The organism is Rhodococcus sp. OK302 (genome assembly GCF_002245895.1).
In the GTDB taxonomy this organism is placed as follows: domain Bacteria; phylum Actinomycetota; class Actinomycetes; order Mycobacteriales; family Mycobacteriaceae; genus Rhodococcus_F.
The window spans coordinates 1-16,616 of the sequence record NZ_NPJZ01000002.1 but is presented as its reverse complement, the minus strand read 5'-3'; the positions used below and the strand labels follow the sequence as shown (position 1 = coordinate 16,616).

General features: G+C 62.5%; 15 protein-coding genes and 4 pseudogenes. 5 read left to right on the top strand and 14 right to left on the bottom strand.

Annotated elements, in window-relative coordinates:
- The first annotated feature begins 9 nt into the window (after positions 1–9).
- Both BDB13_RS27480 and BDB13_RS27475 read left to right on the top strand, forming a co-directional pair.
- Positions 10–834, top strand: a complete 825-nt coding sequence (locus BDB13_RS27480) for an ABC transporter ATP-binding protein (protein ID WP_254923076.1) — start codon at positions 10–12, stop codon at positions 832–834.
- A 333-nt stretch (positions 835–1,167) separates the two neighbouring features.
- Positions 1,168–2,147 (top strand): annotated as a pseudogene (locus BDB13_RS27475) (quinone oxidoreductase family protein).
- Positions 2,148–2,766: 619 nt separating this feature from the next.
- Here the strand turns inward: BDB13_RS27475 and BDB13_RS27470 are convergent.
- The 5 genes and pseudogenes from BDB13_RS27470 to BDB13_RS33180 form a co-directional block, all read right to left on the bottom strand.
- On the bottom strand, positions 2,767–4,035 hold the full coding sequence (locus BDB13_RS27470; RefSeq protein ID WP_254923075.1) for a HAMP domain-containing sensor histidine kinase: 1,269 nt from the start codon (positions 4,033–4,035) through the stop codon (positions 2,767–2,769).
- A gap of 41 nt (positions 4,036–4,076) precedes the next feature.
- Positions 4,077–4,205, bottom strand: a pseudogene (locus tag BDB13_RS27465) (winged helix-turn-helix domain-containing protein); the annotation flags it as partial.
- A gap of 69 nt (positions 4,206–4,274) precedes the next feature.
- On the bottom strand, positions 4,275–4,433 hold the full coding sequence (locus BDB13_RS32310) for a hypothetical protein (protein WP_176459757.1): 159 nt from the start codon (positions 4,431–4,433) through the stop codon (positions 4,275–4,277).
- A 61-nt stretch (positions 4,434–4,494) separates the two neighbouring features.
- A complete protein-coding gene (locus BDB13_RS27460; protein WP_094275259.1) occupies positions 4,495–4,908 on the bottom strand; it encodes a hypothetical protein in 414 nt (137 codons plus the stop codon).
- A 216-nt stretch (positions 4,909–5,124) separates the two neighbouring features.
- Entirely contained in the window at positions 5,125–5,256 is a 132-nt protein-coding gene (locus BDB13_RS33180) for a hypothetical protein (protein ID WP_254923178.1), read from the bottom strand.
- Here BDB13_RS33180 and BDB13_RS33175 point away from each other — a divergent pair.
- Positions 5,250–5,378 (top strand): annotated as a pseudogene (locus tag BDB13_RS33175) (FAD-dependent oxidoreductase); the annotation flags it as partial. The gene BDB13_RS33180 and the pseudogene BDB13_RS33175 sit on opposite strands and share 7 nt — an antisense overlap.
- A 238-nt stretch (positions 5,379–5,616) precedes the next feature.
- A complete protein-coding gene (locus BDB13_RS27455) occupies positions 5,617–5,811 on the top strand; it encodes a hypothetical protein (RefSeq protein WP_141210711.1) in 195 nt (64 codons plus the stop codon).
- 397 nt (positions 5,812–6,208) lie between these two features.
- Here the strand turns inward: BDB13_RS27455 and BDB13_RS27450 are convergent, their stop codons facing one another.
- From BDB13_RS27450 to BDB13_RS27420, 7 genes are all read right to left on the bottom strand, one after another.
- On the bottom strand, positions 6,209–7,234 hold the full coding sequence (locus tag BDB13_RS27450) for a trypsin-like serine peptidase (protein WP_094275257.1): 1,026 nt from the start codon (positions 7,232–7,234) through the stop codon (positions 6,209–6,211).
- Between the two features lie 737 nt (positions 7,235–7,971).
- Positions 7,972–8,268, bottom strand: coding sequence for a hypothetical protein (locus BDB13_RS27440; RefSeq protein WP_094275255.1), 297 nt, complete (start codon positions 8,266–8,268; stop codon positions 7,972–7,974).
- 335 nt (positions 8,269–8,603) lie between these two features.
- Positions 8,604–8,852 (bottom strand): AMP-binding enzyme, encoded by a 249-nt coding sequence (locus tag BDB13_RS33170; protein ID WP_254923074.1) that lies wholly within the window; start codon positions 8,850–8,852, stop codon positions 8,604–8,606.
- Entirely contained in the window at positions 8,819–10,204 is a 1,386-nt protein-coding gene (locus BDB13_RS27435; RefSeq protein ID WP_254923073.1) for an AMP-binding protein, read from the bottom strand. The genes BDB13_RS33170 and BDB13_RS27435 overlap by 34 nt, the downstream gene beginning before the upstream one ends.
- Positions 10,205–10,355: 151 nt before the next feature.
- Positions 10,356–11,408 carry a 3-keto-5-aminohexanoate cleavage protein gene (locus BDB13_RS27430; protein ID WP_094275254.1) on the bottom strand — a complete coding sequence of 351 codons (1,053 nt, stop codon included), beginning with the start codon at positions 11,406–11,408 and terminating at the stop codon, positions 10,356–10,358.
- 71 nt (positions 11,409–11,479) lie between these two features.
- Positions 11,480–12,304 carry an SDR family NAD(P)-dependent oxidoreductase gene (locus BDB13_RS27425; protein ID WP_094273899.1) on the bottom strand — a complete coding sequence of 275 codons (825 nt, stop codon included), beginning with the start codon at positions 12,302–12,304 and terminating at the stop codon, positions 11,480–11,482.
- Positions 12,305–12,432: 128 nt separating this feature from the next.
- Positions 12,433–13,785, bottom strand: a complete 1,353-nt coding sequence (locus BDB13_RS27420; protein ID WP_094275253.1) for an MFS transporter — start codon at positions 13,783–13,785, stop codon at positions 12,433–12,435.
- A gap of 332 nt (positions 13,786–14,117) precedes the next feature.
- On the opposite strand from BDB13_RS27420, the gene BDB13_RS27415 reads away from it, so the two are divergent.
- Positions 14,118–15,137, top strand: a complete 1,020-nt coding sequence (locus BDB13_RS27415) for an AraC family transcriptional regulator (protein ID WP_217902170.1) — start codon at positions 14,118–14,120, stop codon at positions 15,135–15,137.
- A gap of 433 nt (positions 15,138–15,570) precedes the next feature.
- Here the strand turns inward: BDB13_RS27415 and BDB13_RS27410 are convergent, their stop codons facing one another.
- Complete coding sequence (locus tag BDB13_RS27410; RefSeq protein ID WP_094275252.1) at positions 15,571–16,380, bottom strand: nucleotidyl transferase AbiEii/AbiGii toxin family protein; 810 nt, start codon at positions 16,378–16,380, stop codon at positions 15,571–15,573.
- A pseudogene (locus tag BDB13_RS32305) lies at positions 16,373–16,616 on the bottom strand (hypothetical protein); the annotation flags it as partial. The gene BDB13_RS27410 and the pseudogene BDB13_RS32305, both read right to left, overlap by 8 nt.

Sequence of the window (16,616 nt, the reverse complement as noted above, 5' to 3'; positions counted from 1 at the left end):
AGATTTTCAATGTCCGACTTACGCATGCACGACAGGTTGGCCTTCGACACCCCTACCTTGCCTGGGGAAGCCGATGTGGTTAGCGCCGCGATCTCGATCAGGGACTTGTCGGTGAGCTTTCCCGACGGCTCGGGTGGCACGCGTCAAGTGCTCTCTGATGTGAGCCTCGATATCCCTGCTGGACAGTTCACCGCATTGGTCGGCCGCAGTGGCTGTGGCAAGACAACCTTGCTGAACACGATCGCAGGACTGGTGGAGCCGCAGGCCGGTGAAGTCAGTGTTTTAGGTAAGGCGCCGCGCGAGGCGCGTGACCGATTGGGGTTCATGCTGGCGAGAGACGCACTGCTGCCGTGGCGGACGGCTCGACGCAACGTGGAATACGGGCTTGAACTGAGAGGTGTGGGCAAGGCAGAACGGCGTGATCGGGCAACTGATTGGCTCGAGAAGGTCCATCTGGGTTCGGCCACGAACTTGTGGCCGTGGCAGTTGTCACAAGGGATGCGTCAGCGCGTGGCGCTCGCTCGCACCTGGGTCCTCGACCCCGAGGTTCTGCTCATGGACGAGCCATTCGCAGCGCTTGATGCCAACACTCGCGTGCACGTGCAGGAGGAGTTTCTGGCGCTGTGGCAGTCCGAGGAACATCGAACGGTCGTCTTCGTCACCCATGACCTGCATGAGGCGGTCGCGCTGGCGGATCGAATCGTGTTGATGGGAGACGGGCAGATCCTTGAGGATGTGCCCGTAGGGATCGAGCGTCCGCGAGACCTGGCCCGCGTTGCTGGAGACCCACAATTCCAGGAACTGCATGATCACCTTCGCAGCAGTATTGATTGACGGCACAAAGAGACCCTAAATTCCTAATCCGGGGGCGTAACCACGCCGCAGCAAACCTGGGCAGCCGCGCGCAGGTAAGAAGTCTGCAGGCTCATTTCTTGATGGATGAAACACGCCCTGTAAATCCCGTGTCGGCAGGCGGATACCCACCTGCAGACACGGTGATGAGTCTTTGCTATTTCGAGGCTACAGATCATGTGGATCAAGAAGTGCCAGTTAGGTATTGGGAATCACATGAACACATGTTGTGCGACCAGTTGACCAGCACCTGGAGGTGAGGCCAAACGGCTGGGAATCCAGGAAGACAATGAAAATCGAGAGGGAGAAGACGCGATGGCCAAGGCAGTTCGCTTTTACGAAACCGGCGGCCCGGAAGTGCTCAAGTTGGAATCGGTCGACGTGGGTGCCCCGGATGTAGGAGAGGTTCGGATCCGACATCACGCGGTAGGACTCAACTTCGCTGAGACCTACTTCCGGACCGGCTACTACCCAGCCCCGCTGCCCTCGGGCTGGGCATTGAGGGTGCAGGGGTAATCGAAGCTGTGGGCCCGGGTGTCACAAACTTTGCAGAGGGCGACCGAGTCACGTACACCGGAAGCCCTCTGGGTGCATACAGCACCGAGCGGGTCATGCCGACGGAATCATTGGTGAAGTTGCCCGCTGGAATCCCCTTCGATGTTGCAGCGGCGGTCACGGCCCGCGGGTTGACCAGCGCCTACCTGCTGCGCCGAGTAGGTGGGCTGAAGGCCGGCGACACAGTGTTGCTGACTGCCGCAGCTGGCGGCGTCGGTACCGTCTTCACGCAGTGGGCTCGGCATCTGGGCATCAATGTGATCGGTACGGTGTCGACCGACGAGAAAGCCGAGTGGGCACGGGCGCATGGCTGCACTCACACCATCGTCTATACGCGCGAAGATGTCTCGGCGAGGGTGCGCGAGCTCACCGACGGCCGAGGTGTACCAGTGGTCTATGACACCGTGGGAAAGACCAGCTACCAATCTTCCCTTGACTCTCTCGCGGTGCGAGGACTGCTGGTCTGCTGTGGTACGTCTTCCGGACCGATCCCCCCGATTGATGCCTTCGAATTAGCCCGCAAGGGATCGCTGTTCGTCACCCGCACAGCTCTCGTGGACTACACCCGTGATCCAGCAGAACGAGCCCAGCTATACAGCGAGCTCTTCGATCACCTGACCTCTGGCAAGATTCGCGTCGAGATCAATCAGCGCTACGCACTAGAGGATGCAGTGAGGGCGCACCGCGACATGGAAGCCGGCATCACCATCGGACCATCGGTCTACGATCTCGGTCTCTGACACGGAACGACACCCACCGAATCGGTTCTGCCAGTAGAGGTCAACTATCAGCGATAACTGTTGATGGTGTTGGAGAACAGTCGCACCTTCCTCCCTGAACGGACCTACTTGGGCTGCGAGGAAGGCAACTCGGATCATTACGCCGTCGATCTACCTCAGCTTTTGCGAGTGGCCACCGGGACCGCCGCGGCAACCCCAGGCATGCAATGCGGTGAACTTTCGATCGAAATGCTGTCAACGCGGCCACGCCTGGATCGGTTGGATCATGCCTCTGGCCGACACCTAAGAATGAAGGCGACCTTCACTCCAATATCGATAGTTTCGACGCGGCGGGTGGTCTGGGTTGGAGTGCCCCGATAATGATGATGAGGGCGGGCACTCCAACCCAGACCACCCGAATTCCGTAGTAGCTCTTTGAGTGCCAGGTCGTCGAGGCATTCGACGATGTCGGTGTCCGATGCCTGTGCGCGGGTTCGATCACCGGACCATGCTCGCCCGACCATCATCGACTCACTTCCTTCGTCATCTCCTCGATGTGTTCTGGTGTTACCACGCGCATTCCGTGTACATCACAACGTGACAATGTCCGACCGACACCCTGGTCCGCCGCGCCGGCAATCTAGCCAACCGAGTGTGGGGGTTGAGGCAGCCGAAGCCGCAGTCGGGTACCCCCGAGCGGACTCTCCGACAGGCCGGCGGTGCCGCCGTGCAACGCGGCCTGCTGAGCGATCAACGCCAGACCGAGCCCTGAACCCTCGACCTGCGCGGCCGAGCCCCGAGTAAACCTGACGAACATCCCCGCCCGCTCACGCTCGGGGATACCGATACCGTCATCGTCCACCGTGACGGCGATGCCGTGAGCACCGTTCTCGGCGAGGGTGATCCGTACCCGCTCGGCGTGCCCGTGACGGAGCGCGTTGGTGATCGCATTGTCGAGCACCAGCCGCAGCCCCGACGGAATCCCGCGGACCGTCAGCGCGTCCGGGCCACACAGTTCGATCTCCAGGTCGGGTAGCCGCCGCGCGGACTCTTGCACGCAGCGATCCGCAAGGTCGACGAGGTCGAATTCCTCATGGTCGGCCACGTCGGAGAGTTCACCGACCGCCAGACGCTCGAGGTCCGTGAGCGTCGTCTCGACCTCACGCTGCGTGGCGAGGACATCGCGCACGATCTCGGCGCGCTGCTCGTCGGAGAGCGGCATCGTCGCCAGCACCTCGAGGTCGGTGCGCATGGACGTGAGCGGGGTGCGCAGCTCGTGGGCGGACACCGCGGCGAAGTCGCGAGCCGCGCGGAGCGCTTCCTGGGTTCGGTTACGCGCCTGCTGCATCCGTCCGAGCATGTGCGTGATCGCGTCGGAGAGTTCCTCCGCCTCGCGGGCGCCTCGAACGTTCGCAAGCACGTTGGACGGGTCGTCCCCGACAGTGCGTGTGGCGGCAGCGAGCCGTTGCAGGGGCCGCACGGCACGGCCGGCGAGCAGCCAGCCGAGCCCGGCCGCCACCGCGATCGCCGCGACCGCGGCTGCCGCGACCTGCCACTGTTGTTGGCGGATCGCCTGCGACAGTGTGTCTTCTGGGACGGTGACGGCGAGGTACGTGCCGTCTGTGCCGTTGACCGGGACGTCGCGGGCGCGCACGGTCGTCCCCGCCAGGGTTTCCGTTCGGACCGTGTCGGATTCGGCGACGTGGTCGCCGGGTGCGGTCACCGCCGGCTCCGGGGTCCCCGCGCTCGGGAGCTCCGAGGTTTCCGCGATCGTCGTCTCGGCGGCCACGCTCAGCACCACCGAGTCGAGTGTGCGGTCGAGCTGAGCGGATCCGTTCACTCGCAGGAACACGGCGCATGCGATACCGATCGCGGCGATGACGACGGCCGCGGACAGTGCCGACACCATTGCCACCCGGGTCCGGAGGGACGGGGATCGCCGGCGCACCCTCATAGCTGCTCCGGCAGTACGAATCCGACTCTCCGCACGGTGTTCAGCACTCGCGGCATTTCCGTCGCCTCCAGTTTTCTATGCAGGTACGTGACGAACACGTCGACGACATTGGTGTCCGTGTCGAACACGTCGACGACATTAGTGTCCGTGTCGAACACGTCGACGACATTAGTGTCCGTGTCGACGTCGTAGCCTCACACCCGGCGCTTCAGTTGCGTCCGGCCGAGCACGCCGCGGAGGCCCCGTCGTTCGCGGTCTCGATGCCGAAACCGGACAGACGGAACCTCCGGACCGAGGGACGAGAGGACCTTGGTGTCGTCGTCGACGATCAGGATGCGGACGGTGTCAGTCACCTGATCCATCGAACCTGATCGCGGAGGAACGAGGCCCGCCCGCCCCGCAGCACTTACCGGGTCAGCAGGCCGCTACGGCGGGTGTGACGCCGCCGTTCTGCGCGTCCGTGCTCACGGCCGCCTCGCCGGTACCGGTCCCCTCGGCGTAGGCACGGATCTCCTCGGCGCTGGCGACGACCGCGGGTTCGATGGCGGCTGCGGGCGTGATGTCGGCCAGGCTGATCTCACCCTTCTCGACCAGCGCGTCGACCTCTTCCGGGGTCAGATCGCGGCCACACTCGCTGTTCGGGGTGTCGGACTGCATGGCCGGGGCACTCTCCACGATGGGGGCGGAGATTACGGCCGGTGCGGTCTCGGAGAGGCCGCCGCTGGCCCAGGCAACGCCGGGCACGGCGATCGCGGCGACGGCAGCGATTCCGGCTGCGGTGATGGCTACTCGCCGGCGGGCGGGGTTGTCGATGACGGTCTTGCGCATGGGTGATCTCCTCGCTCGGTGCCGCGGCCCTGCTGGCCTCGACATCTCCGAATCTATGGCCGGAAAACTGGGCGTTCGTTAGTGAACTCTTAGGGGTTGGTGAGAAAACCGTTCCACCGTCGATGGATGAACGATGCGCCCTGATCGAAGCACACAAATGCGGGCAGCTGCACGCACGCGGACATCGCCACGTACCTCGACTGGCATCGGCGCGGACTACTCGATCTCGACGCCCTCGTCACCGATCGCTAAGCACTGGTCGACATCGACAGCGCCGTGACCGCCCTGGCCGATGGCAAGATCTTCGGTCGCGCGCTGGTCACGATGTAAGCGCCAGTCCTGCCGCACGTCTCAAATCGAAGCTTGCGGCACTGCCGACTAGCTCCTCGATCAGCGTCGTCGGTGGCGGGCTCACAGGCATCGAGACCGCCGCCGAACTCGCTGAGCAGCGAGGGGTTAACTCCTTCTGCGTCGAGATGAGCGAAGTACAGGTTCGGCCGTTGAACTACTTCGGCGCAACCTTCTGACCTACGGTGATGGCACGTTCCTGGGTGGTTGTAGTGGGTGTGTGGGATGTACCGGAGTGGACGCATGCCCGTGCCCGCGCCGCTGCACTCGACGGGGACTGCAGCGGTTGGTGAGGGGGCGTGTTTGACTGGCGCGATGAGATGGGCGGCGCGGAAGAATCTGTGGAGCAGGAACAAGAAGGTGCACGCCGAGCCGGCGAGCGCGTTCACTGCGTCCCAGCAGCGCTACCTCGACGACGTCGCACGTGCATGGGAGGAGTTCGCTGCGCAATCGTGGCTGTTCCACATCTCCGGTGACTTGCAAGAATGGGCCCGCATCTGGCTACCCCCTGAACTCGCCGACGCGACACTGTCCGAGGTGGAAGCGTCGCGGTGAACTGCCGGCGATTCCGGCGGAACCGGTGAACTTCATCCGAGCGGTTGGGAGTGGACCGCTCGGCGATCAGTCATCATCGAGCGCGAGCAGTGGACGAAGAAGGGCCCGCACCGGATCACGGTGCGGGCCTTTCGTATTGAGTGACATCGAGCCGCTGGTTTCCTACAAGCTGGGGCTGCTCTCGCCGACGCGACCTGAGCGAACAGTCCTAGCTGTTGCGTGCTTCTAGTGCTCTAAATCAGCTGCGCCGCTGAAATTCTCGATCATGTGACAGCGCCCCGCTGCGGCCGTGTGCGCCGAGGCTGTTGTGGTGGGACCAGTGGCGATAGTGCGAGCCTCGGGGCTCGCTGACGGCGCCGACCGTTCGGCTGTTACTCCAGCCCGTACACGCGCGGTGTCAGGCAGACGGATTCATCGTGCTCATGGAGGTGTACATGATGTTGAGGACGTTGTCGAAGTACGGCGAGAAGTTGCTTCCGTCGTTGGTGGCCACCATGCTGGTCACACCGGTTATCTGCTGGTTGTTCGCGTCCCCCCAGTTGAGGATCCATCCGCTACCACTGGCCCCCAGGGAGAGGCGGCAGTCCCCAATTTCGATGCCGCCTGTTGACCAACCTGTGGCGAGCGCGGTCGTGGAACGGCAGGTCGCCTGGGTACCGCCATTGTCAATGTCGAGGGGATACGCCTGGGTGATGATCCGTCTTTGCGTGGCCGCGCCCTGGTCGAACACGAATGTGGCGCCTCTGCCCGTGTGCTCTTCGAGGGTGAGCCCGTCCACCCTCTTCACCACTAAGGCGCCGAGGTCCTTGCCAACGTTGCCGTACTTGCTCCACTGTTGCGCGACCGCCATCGTGTCCGCCACGAAATAGATGTTGGGGACGTTCTGCGGTATGTACTTGTAGTTAGGGACGAACATGACTTGATCGTAAAAGTAGCCGGGGGTCCCGTTTACGCCCCCGGTCTTGAGGCAGTGGCCGGCGGTGAGGACCAGGCTTTTGGAGGGGGCGTTGACCACGGTGCCCGAGCAGGACCCAGGTTCGCCGTCCGCCGGGTCGCGGTAGAAGAGCTTCCCGGCAATCCGGGAAGGCTGGTAACCGTCGACGATTCCATCCTCGTCCGGATCGATTGCGGCCACTTGGCTTTGGCTGGTCCTCGTGACGGCACCCGAGGCGTCCTTGGTCAGGACCGGCTCGCGGGCGTTCCGCATACGTTCCGGGGTCCAGTAGTCGACGATCCGCTGATCGGCGGCCGCGTCACCCGTCACCCGGGACACGGCCGAGATGTCGGCCGTGTCCCGGGTGACGGGTGACGCGGTGAGGGCGCCGTCGGCTCTCGGAGCGGCTTGCGCGGCCGAGGTTCCGGCGACGGCGACCAGCACGGCGCAGGCGAGCGACGCGAGGATCGATTTTCGTGGGTGGAGCATGGGGGTGTGGTCCTCCTGTTCGGAGACGTCCGGGAGTGTGGGCGTCTAGGTACATAAGGTGACACACGTGAGGTGCCTGGCGTGCTCGTTTAGTCGAAGTCCGATGGGTCGCATATGCGGAACGATCTCATCGGCCGGGGTGCGGGAGAGGCTGCTGCTCGTCGATTCGGGGTGTGCAGCGGGCTCGGGAAGGTCGATTTTCGGGTGTTCCGAAATATTGTTGTGTTTCAATAACTTTGGGTGATCGGTTGGCGGGCAACTATTTCGATGGCCGCGCATGAAGGAACTTCAGCGAGAATCGAATTGCACTGACACGCTCTAGCCAGCTGAACGTGTGGGGGTTGAGGCAGCCGAAGCCGCAGTCGGGTACCCCGAGCGGACTCTCCGACAGATCGGCAGTGCCGCCGTGCAACGCGGCCTTGTTGTTGACCTGGTAGCCGAGGTGCGGCAACTGGATCGGCGGATCACCAAAGCCGCAAGCGATATCGAGGAAGCCGTCGCCGAGTCCGGCAGGACTCTGACCGAGAGGAGCGCTATACGCGGTCGATGTGCAGACGATCCTTGCCTGTATGGTTCGTGTTGATCCTCAAGCCGGATTAGCTGTGGGGGAACTGTTGAACTATCTCTCTCACAACGTATTTCGACAAATCCTCTTTCGAGAACGAGTATCGCAGTTGGTGATGAGGTGCTCGATTCCGAGTGCAGTTCCAGGTCCATTCGATCGACGAGTTGGCGAACTATATACAACTCGAAGGAATACGGATCCGGGGGATCTGCGACCCCATTCTCGTTGCAAGCGTCACGCGCAGCACGCCGGTCTGCAGCGCGCACTGGCACGTGAGTACATTGTCCCGTGCGGCGTGGCTGAGCAAGAAGATCGCGGCTTCGTTGATTGCCAGCATGAGGTCCGCCGTGGTGTCGGCATCGACGCCGCAGTCGCGGGTGAGTTTCGCGATGAGCTCCCGTAGTGCTGTGGTCGTGAATGGTGCTGGGTGAGTAGGGATTTCTATTGTTGATCGGTAGAGCATCCTCATGTCTCCAGGTCGGTGAAGAATCGTCGGGAATCGGTAGAGGTCGTCTCCGCTGTCAGGAAGAGGTGACGGTTGCGCGTTTGGTCCCGAAGGGGCCTGCTGTCCGGGGTCTTCGGGATTGACGGTCAACTCCAATTTTCGGGGTACGCCTCGCGTTCTCGCGGCGGACTCGGTTGGTTGCGGCCAATGCCGGTGTCCACCTTGAGGTGAACGTGTGCGGTCCGGGACGCCGTCGAGACGCCCCGGGACATGCACCTCGCCGAGATCGTGCTGCGACAGATGCCGCGTGAGCGCTGACTCGCCACTCCGCATCTGTCCGGATGTTCACGACTGCCGGGTCAGGCGGTGAATTGGTCGCGTAGATCCCTCTTCTTGAACTTGCCGGTCGCGGTTCGCGGAATGGTGGAAACGAACTCGAACCGCTCGGGCAGTTGCCACCGAGCAAATTCGGTCGAGAGGTGTTCACGAAGCTGCTCCGTGTCGGCAGTCATGCCGGTTCGGAGGACGAGTACCGCCAACGGCCGCTCACCCCATCGCTCGTCGGGGACGGCGATCACCGCGGCCTCTGCAACCGACGGGTGCGCCATGAGGTGGTTTCGAGATCGACCGAGGAGATCCACTCGCCGCCGGACTTGACGAGGTCCTTGGAGCGGTCGCAGATCCGGATGCAGCCGCGGTGGTCGATGCGGACGATGTCCCCGGTGCGGAACCAGCCGTCATCGGTGAAACTGTCTGCGCCCGTGCCGTTGTGGTAGCCGGACGCCACCCAGGGGCCACGCACTTCGAGCTCACCCATGGCGACGTCGTCCCATTCGATGAACCCGTCGTCCTCGTCCCGGGCACGGATGTCGAAGAACGGCATCGCGACACCCTGTCGGGCCCGGAAGTCGTATTTTGTGTTGTCGTCGCAGTTTTCGAGGTCTTCCGGGAGGCGGCTGACGGTGCCCATCGGAGAAGTCTCGGTCATGCCCCAGGCCTGCACAACCGTCAGACCGTGGCGGTCGAATCCCTCGAGCAGGCTGCGTGGTGCCGCTGCTCCGCCGACGATCAACCGGTCGAGGTGGCGTAGGTCCCAGCGCTGCGGCTCGGCGTCGAGGGCGTCGAGCATCGCCATCCACACAGTCGGAACTCCCGCGGTCATGGTGACCTTCTCGGTCTCGATCAGGTCGAGCACGCTGACGGCGTCCAGTTTCGGTCCGGGTAGCACCAGCCGGGCACCGAGGAGTGCGGCGGCGTAGGGAAGTCCCCAGGCGTTGACGTGGAACATCGGCACCACGGGCAGCAGGGTGTCCTGTGCCGATACGCCCAACGCGTCGGGTAGTGCGACGGCCATCGAGTGGAGCACGATCGCACGGTGGGAGTAGACGACGCCTTTGGGTCGGCCGGTGGTGCCGGACGTGTAACACATTGCGCCGGCCTGTCGTTCGTCGATGAGAGGCCAAATCATTGGTTCGGCGGTATCGATGAGGGTTTCGTAGTCGAGCATTCCCGCCGGCGCCGGTCGATCGTGGGCAACGACGATGACATGGTCGAAGTGGTGTGTGAGTCGGAAGCTGTCGAATACCTCGAGTAGGGATTCGTCGACGACGATCACCCGGTCCTGGGCGTCGCCGACGATGAAGGTCAGCTCGTCCGCGTGCAGGCGCGGGTTGAGGGTGTGCACGATCGCTCCCATTGAGGGAACGGCGAAGTACATTTCGAGGTGCTCGGCTTGGTTCCACAGCAGGGTTGCGACTTTGTCGCCGTCCCCGATGCCGAGGTCGGCCAGGGCGGTCGCCAGCCTTCGTGCCCGGCGTGCGCATGCGCCGAGGGTGGTGCGGGCGATGCTGCCGTCGGGTCGGCGTGTTACGACGTCTTTGGTGCTGTGGAATTGTTCGGCGCGCTCGACCACAGCGGTCAGTGATAGGGGGTAGTCGTCCATGGTCAAGCCATTGGTCACGTGGAACTCCTGGGTGGGGGTGGGGAGAAAAATTCTGCGGCCGCGGATCTGTCGCTGATCTCGGAACGTGGCCTTCCGGGCGGTACGAACCGCCCGGAAGGTGGGGCACGAAACCTGGTTTCGTGCCCCACCGTGTACACGAGCCGGACTGCTAGGCGTGGTGGGTGAAACCGACCTGGCCGGGGCGGCGGTTCGGTGCGTAGCCGAGTTTCGCCAGAGTCTCGTCCGCGTCTCGGTAGGTCTGCCCGATCTTGTAGATGTCGTGGGCATCCTTGCCGGTGGCGACCTCGCGGCCGAGTTCACCGGCGATGCGCACGAGCTGCTGAATCTGCTGAACCGAGGTCATCTTCTCGCCCTTACGGCCCCAGATGGTGTCCTCGTTGCCACATCGGGCGTGCAGGCCCATCGCGATCGCCATCGTGTTGACCGGCAACACGCTGCGCATGAGGGACTCGAGCGTCAGTGCCGCACCGTCGGGGACACGCTGGATGAAGTTCATGATGTTGTACGGATTGGGTCCGTCGAAACCCCCGCCGATGCCGGTCCACGTCACATTCAGCGGTCCGGTGTAGACGCCGCGGCGGATGAGCCGCTCGACGGTCTCAAGCCCCGGGATACCGGTCAGCGCGAACAGCGGCTGGATGCCGGCTGCCTGCAACCGTCGCAGGTGCTCCTCGACCCAGGCCGGACCGGCCGGAATTATCATCTCCCGGTACGTCTCCTGCAGTTCCGGACGCGCCAGGGACGTGCCCGCAATGTCGTCCGCGGTCATCAACTCCCCGATGTTCATCTGGTTGGTGTTGATCGCGATCGTGACCTGGTCGGGCTTGGGGTCCAGCTCGGCGAGCATGTGACGGGTGTCGTCGGAGAGCCACTTCGCGTCGGCGCCTTCACCTTCCGGCGCGAACGAGATCGATCCGCCGACCTGCAGGACCATCTCGGGAACCGCTTCACGGAGCCGTCCGAGGAGTTCGTTGAACTTCGAGAGCCGCTTGGAGCCCTTGCCGTCGAGCTCGCGGACGTGGATGTGCAGCACCGACGCGCCGGCTTCGTAGCAGTCGACTGCCTGTTGGATGTGCTCGTCCATCGTCAGCGGCAGGTCCTCGGGGAAGTCCTCGACCGCCCACTCGGGGCCGTAAGGGGCGACGGTGATGACCAGTTTGTCCTGGTTTTCGGGGAAGAGTGCGTCGTCGTGGAAATGCATGGTGTAGCTCCTGTCTGGGGCGAAAACTCTGGTGAGAGAGGTCTTTCGATGTGGATTGCTGTTGGTGGTGGTTAGATGACCACGCCGCCGTTGGGGCTGATTATCTGACCGACCAGGTAGTGGTTCTCGCCCGCCAGGTAGACGGCGAGGGAGGCATATTCTTCCGGTCTTCCTAGGCGGCCGACGGGAATCATCTGGTACAGGTTGCGCTTCTCGTCCTCGGTGGCGTTGTCGAGATACGCCTGGAAGGGAGGGGTGAGAACTCCTCCGCACGCGATGGCATTGACGTAGATTCCGGCGCCGGCGACATCGAGAGCAACTGTCTTGGTCAGGCTCACAACAGCGGCCTTGGCGGCTGAGTAGCCGGGACTGTGCGTGCTCCCGGTAGAGATGCCGGCGATCGAGGCGATGTTGATGATGCGGCCGTAGCCCTGAGGCTCCATGTACTTCAATGCTTCACGGGTGCAGTAGAAGACGCCGTGGACGTTGACGTTCCACCACTTGAGCCAGTCTTCGTCGGTAAGGCTGCTGGTGATACCCATGGACTGGCGTTCCATCGGCGTGGTGACGTAGGCGTAGTGCTTGCTGCGCCGGTCCTCATCCGCCGGCGAGTTCGGCACCAGGGCAGCATTGTTGACCAGGATGTGAACGGTGCCGAAATGTTCGGCGGCTCGGGCGAACGTCTCGACGACCTGATCTTTGGACGAAACGTCGCAACGCAGCGCCAGGCTCTTGCGGCCCAGCGCCTCGATCTCGGCGGAGACCTCCGCCAGTTTGTCCTCTTGCAGGTCGCACAGGACGAGGTTGGCGCCTTCGCGTGCCATGGCGAGGGCGATGGAACGGCCCAATCCCTGTGCTGCTCCGGTCACGAGGGCGACCTTGTCGAGTAGCTGCATTTCCTTAATCTCCTCTTGGTGAATCGGTGAATCGGTGAATCGGTGAATCGGTGAATCGGTGAATCGGTGAATCGGTGACACGACATCCGCGCAGCAGATGCCGAGGCATTTCGTGTGTGGACGGGGATCTATGCGGAAACGCCGGCTGTGTTCGGTACTACAGGCTCCATCTCCGAACCCCTGAGCGGCACTGAGGCGAGCTTGCGAAGACCGGCGGGGTAGAGCTTCATGCCGGCAACGAGGACAGCAATCGACACGACATATGCGAGGGGGACCCATTGCAGTGCGCCGAGCAGTCCCAGTCGGTCGGACAGAATTCCGACGACGACTGGACCGAGCGCCAGGCCGAAGACGTTGTTGGCAAGGGTGCCCACGCCGAAGGACGATGCATGGATCGACGGGTGCGAGAGGCTGGCAACGACCGCCGTTGTGGCACCGGAGAACCCGGAGCAGAAGAACGCTCCGGTGCCCAGCAGAATCAACTGGACCGGGCCGTTCTCCAGCTGGAATCCGATCATCAGACACAACATTGCGATGACGGCATACGCGATGGCGGCACTCCATCGCCGCTCAGGCCGTCGACGCCCGAACCGGTCTGCAGCGATGCCACAGAGCACCGTTCCGGCTCCGATCAGGAGCACGAAGAACGACGCGGCCAAACCTGCACTCGCTGCATCCATATCGTGATAGCGGTTGAAATAGCTGGGAAGCCAAGCGAGCAGCACTCCCGCGACGAAGAACTGCATTCCACCACCGATGTATGCGCACGTCAGGGAGGCATTGGTGAACAAGCTCGAGATCGGAGCGCGGCCACCAGCTGCGACCGGGGCTCCGGCTACCGACTGATCAAAGGCATGGCGCGCCAAGCGATTCTCGCTGACGACGATCCGGAAGAGGACGACGAGACTCAGCCCAAAAGCGGCCATGATCAAGAACGCCGCGCGCCAACCGAGTCGATCGGCAATGACGCCGCCGAGGGCGACACCGATGACCGAGCCGAAAAATGCCGAACCGAGGAATGCGCCGCCGAGCGAGGCATGGAGTCGTGGGGCGAAGACTCCGAGCATGACCGCCAAGCCCACGCTTGCGTATGCGGCTTCACCGAATCCGATCAGAAAACGGGCTCCGAGCAGCTGCGTGTAGTTACTCGCCGCGGCGCACAGGACGGTCGCGATACTCCACAAGACTGCCATCAGGACGACGCTACGGACGCGGCCCCAACGGTCGGCCAACAGTGACATCGGGAGCGCCAAGACGCCTACCATCAGAGCTACGACGCTGGTCAGGGCCGCAAGCTGTGAGTCCGACAGGTTCCAATCGGCCTTGAGGACGGGGAAGACCGAACTGAGGACCTGACGGGACATGTAGTCCGACATCATCAGCCCGAAGATCAGTACGAACACTGCCCACGGAAAGATCCTGGACCGACGGCCGCCGCCGGGATCGGCTTCGGTTGCGAGAGACTGGGTCTCCAGTTCCATGTGTGCTCCTTGTTCTGAAGTCGTGTTCGTTGGAGCACGTCTTCGATATGACGCTGGTCCTGAAACAGCATGCGTTCGAGAACCGTTGCGGCGTAGTATGTTCGGGCCGACGTGGGTCAAGTCGGCCGCCTTGTGTTGACGATGTGTTCGATCAGGGCGGTGTCGGCGGATGCTGGGTGGTGTCCAGAACAGCGATCCGAGCCGTAGTGCTCCTGACTTACCGACGGGAGTGACAAGCTCGGTGACTCATGTCACGATAGACCGATTGGGTCAATTAGTCTTGTCCGATTGGGACATTTTCCTTGTCATCTTGGGGCGATTAGAGAGAGTCGATGGCGAAAGTGCTGAAGGTGCGAAGTTCAGTTCTGAACGGGTACGTGGAGGTAGCGCAGTCTCTAGGCTCGGATCCGGATCCGACCATGCGGGCGGTGGGTATCGACCCGGCTACTCTCGCCACACCGGACGCGTGGCTCGCAGCTCAAGTGGTAGACGAGTTACTCGAGCGCACGGCCGTGGTTACGGAGTGTGAGACCTTCGGGGTCAGGATGGCAGAGGGGCGACGAGTCTCGAATCTCGGACTGATCGGGTTGGTCGCCAGGGAAGAGCCCGACGTCCGCAGTGCCCTCACAACAGTGTTGCGTCACATGCAGTTTCACAACGAGGCCATTCGACCACGGCTCGTCGAGTTCAACGGACTTGTGTCTCTGCAGATCGAGTCGGAAACCGGTATGGCACTCGGACGTCAGTCGATCGAACTGACCGTCGCTGCCATTTCCCGGATACTCGGCACATTTCTGCCAGATGATTGGAGTCCGCTGTCTACCTGCTTCGTCCACGATGCGCCGACGACACTCGACATCCACCACCGCGTGCTGGGACCTAACGTCGCGTTCGAGCGGGACTTCAACGGTCTGGTGCTCTATTCCAGTGACCTGGACTCACCGAATCCCTTGTCGGATCCACTATTTCGGCCCTATGCACGGCAATATCTGGATCTGCTCGCGCCGCGGGAGGACTCGTCTGTTGACGACCGTGTGCGCGATATGATCGAGGCGCTCCTACCTGGTGGGGGGTGCACGGCGAGCAGGATCGCGCGCAGTCTAGGCATGGACCGGCGCACCTTGTATCGGCACTTATCCAAGTCGGGTCAGACTTACTCGTCCGTCGTCGATTCCGTGCGTGAGGATCTTGCGCGGCGACATCTCGCACAGGGTGACCGAACCTTCACCGATGTTGCTGCAGCACTAGGATTTTCGGACCTGAGTGCATTCTCGCGGTGGTTCCGTCGATACTTCGGTCTGAGTCCGACGGCGTGGTCCGCCGCACAAGAGCATGAACTCGACCCGCGGTGAACAACGACATAACTCGATATCAGTCCGAAACTAAGATGAGAGGACGCGGTACCGCATGCAGGTGCGGTGAGATCGATCGCGATGTTGAGTTTCAGCACAAGCACCCGACCCTCACTTAGGCCGTTGACGTAAGTGGCCTGGCGAACCCCTAGCGCCGCGCACTGAACTGCTCCCCGGAAGTTGGACTGAGAAATTCAGTGCTAGCGTCCGGGGACCAGTCTATTCAGCGGTGAGGGGCCTTCCTGTATCTCTGAGTGGATTTTGTTCGCTATTTGGTGGTTGGTGATCATGTTGAGGTTCGGTGACGATGCCTTTGTCACCGAGGATTATCGACTTCCAGCCGCCTTCGTCCGTGAGATCGCACTGGCGTTGGCCGGACGAGCGCTCACCGAGCGGACGACTGTCGCGGCGTGGATGACGCTGCATGCTTGTCTTAGTTCGGCAGGTCAGTCTTGGCGAGGACATCTTGCGGGTTGAGAACGAGTCTGTGGATCAGTGACGCCATTCGTGCGGGTTCTGATCGCGAGGGTGCGGGTGGGATGCGCTGTTCTGTCAGTAGCGTTTTGAGCATGATCAGGGCATGGGCTGCGTCTCGTCGGTCGCCTTTGCGTATGTGGTCTGGATGGTTGAGCTTCCACACGAGTGATTCGCTGTGTAGGTAGGCAAGTTCGAGTAGCGATGAGATGTCGGTCAGATCTTTGGGTGCATTTCGAGACTTCCACGCGAGAGCTTTGAGCACCAGAGCGGATTCCGGGTTCGGTACGGGGACGGCGAACGTCAGGTAGTCACCGCGTGTGAGGCGAACGTTTGCGGCGATCATCGTCGGTTCGGCTGCCATTGCCAGGTTGAGGCCGGGGATGGCGTCGAATGCGCGGTCGCCGAGAATCGCTGTCTTTTCGGTTGACGTTCGCGGGACGAGGAGGTCCACGGCGAGTGAATCCGCCGATGAATCGGCTGCCTTCTTCTCATATCTGTTGCCTTGAGGGGTGTAACCGAGTTCGAGTAACCGGTGGTGGATGTCTTGCCCGATGGCGAGTGGCCGCTCAATTCCCGCATCGGCGTCGGAGGTCGCTCTGACACTCTTCTGAGCCTCGGGGGTGGGGTACGCGAGAAGTAGCAGTTGAACCATGTGGCCACCGACAACGCGGTAGTCGAGTCCCTCTGCGGCGGTCGCTAGATCTGCGAGCGCCCGGTAGCCCAGGTCTGACGCGTTGGAAGTCGAGGAGACAACAATGTCAAACAAGGAGTTGGCCGTTCTTCAGGGCAGCCTTGAGGTGTTCGGCGGCATCGGCGGTATCGGGGCCTGTGCTGTGCGTGACGTCCCATAATGTCGTCATCGGATCGGCCAGCATCCGTTGCGGGTTCTCGTCGAGCGTGCGGCCAAGCGCCCACAAGGTGGGGTCTTCCGGGATCCTTGCTATCAACGTGGCGTTTGCGCGGGTGGTGGGCATGAAGTCGATGACGGTGAAATCTACCGCT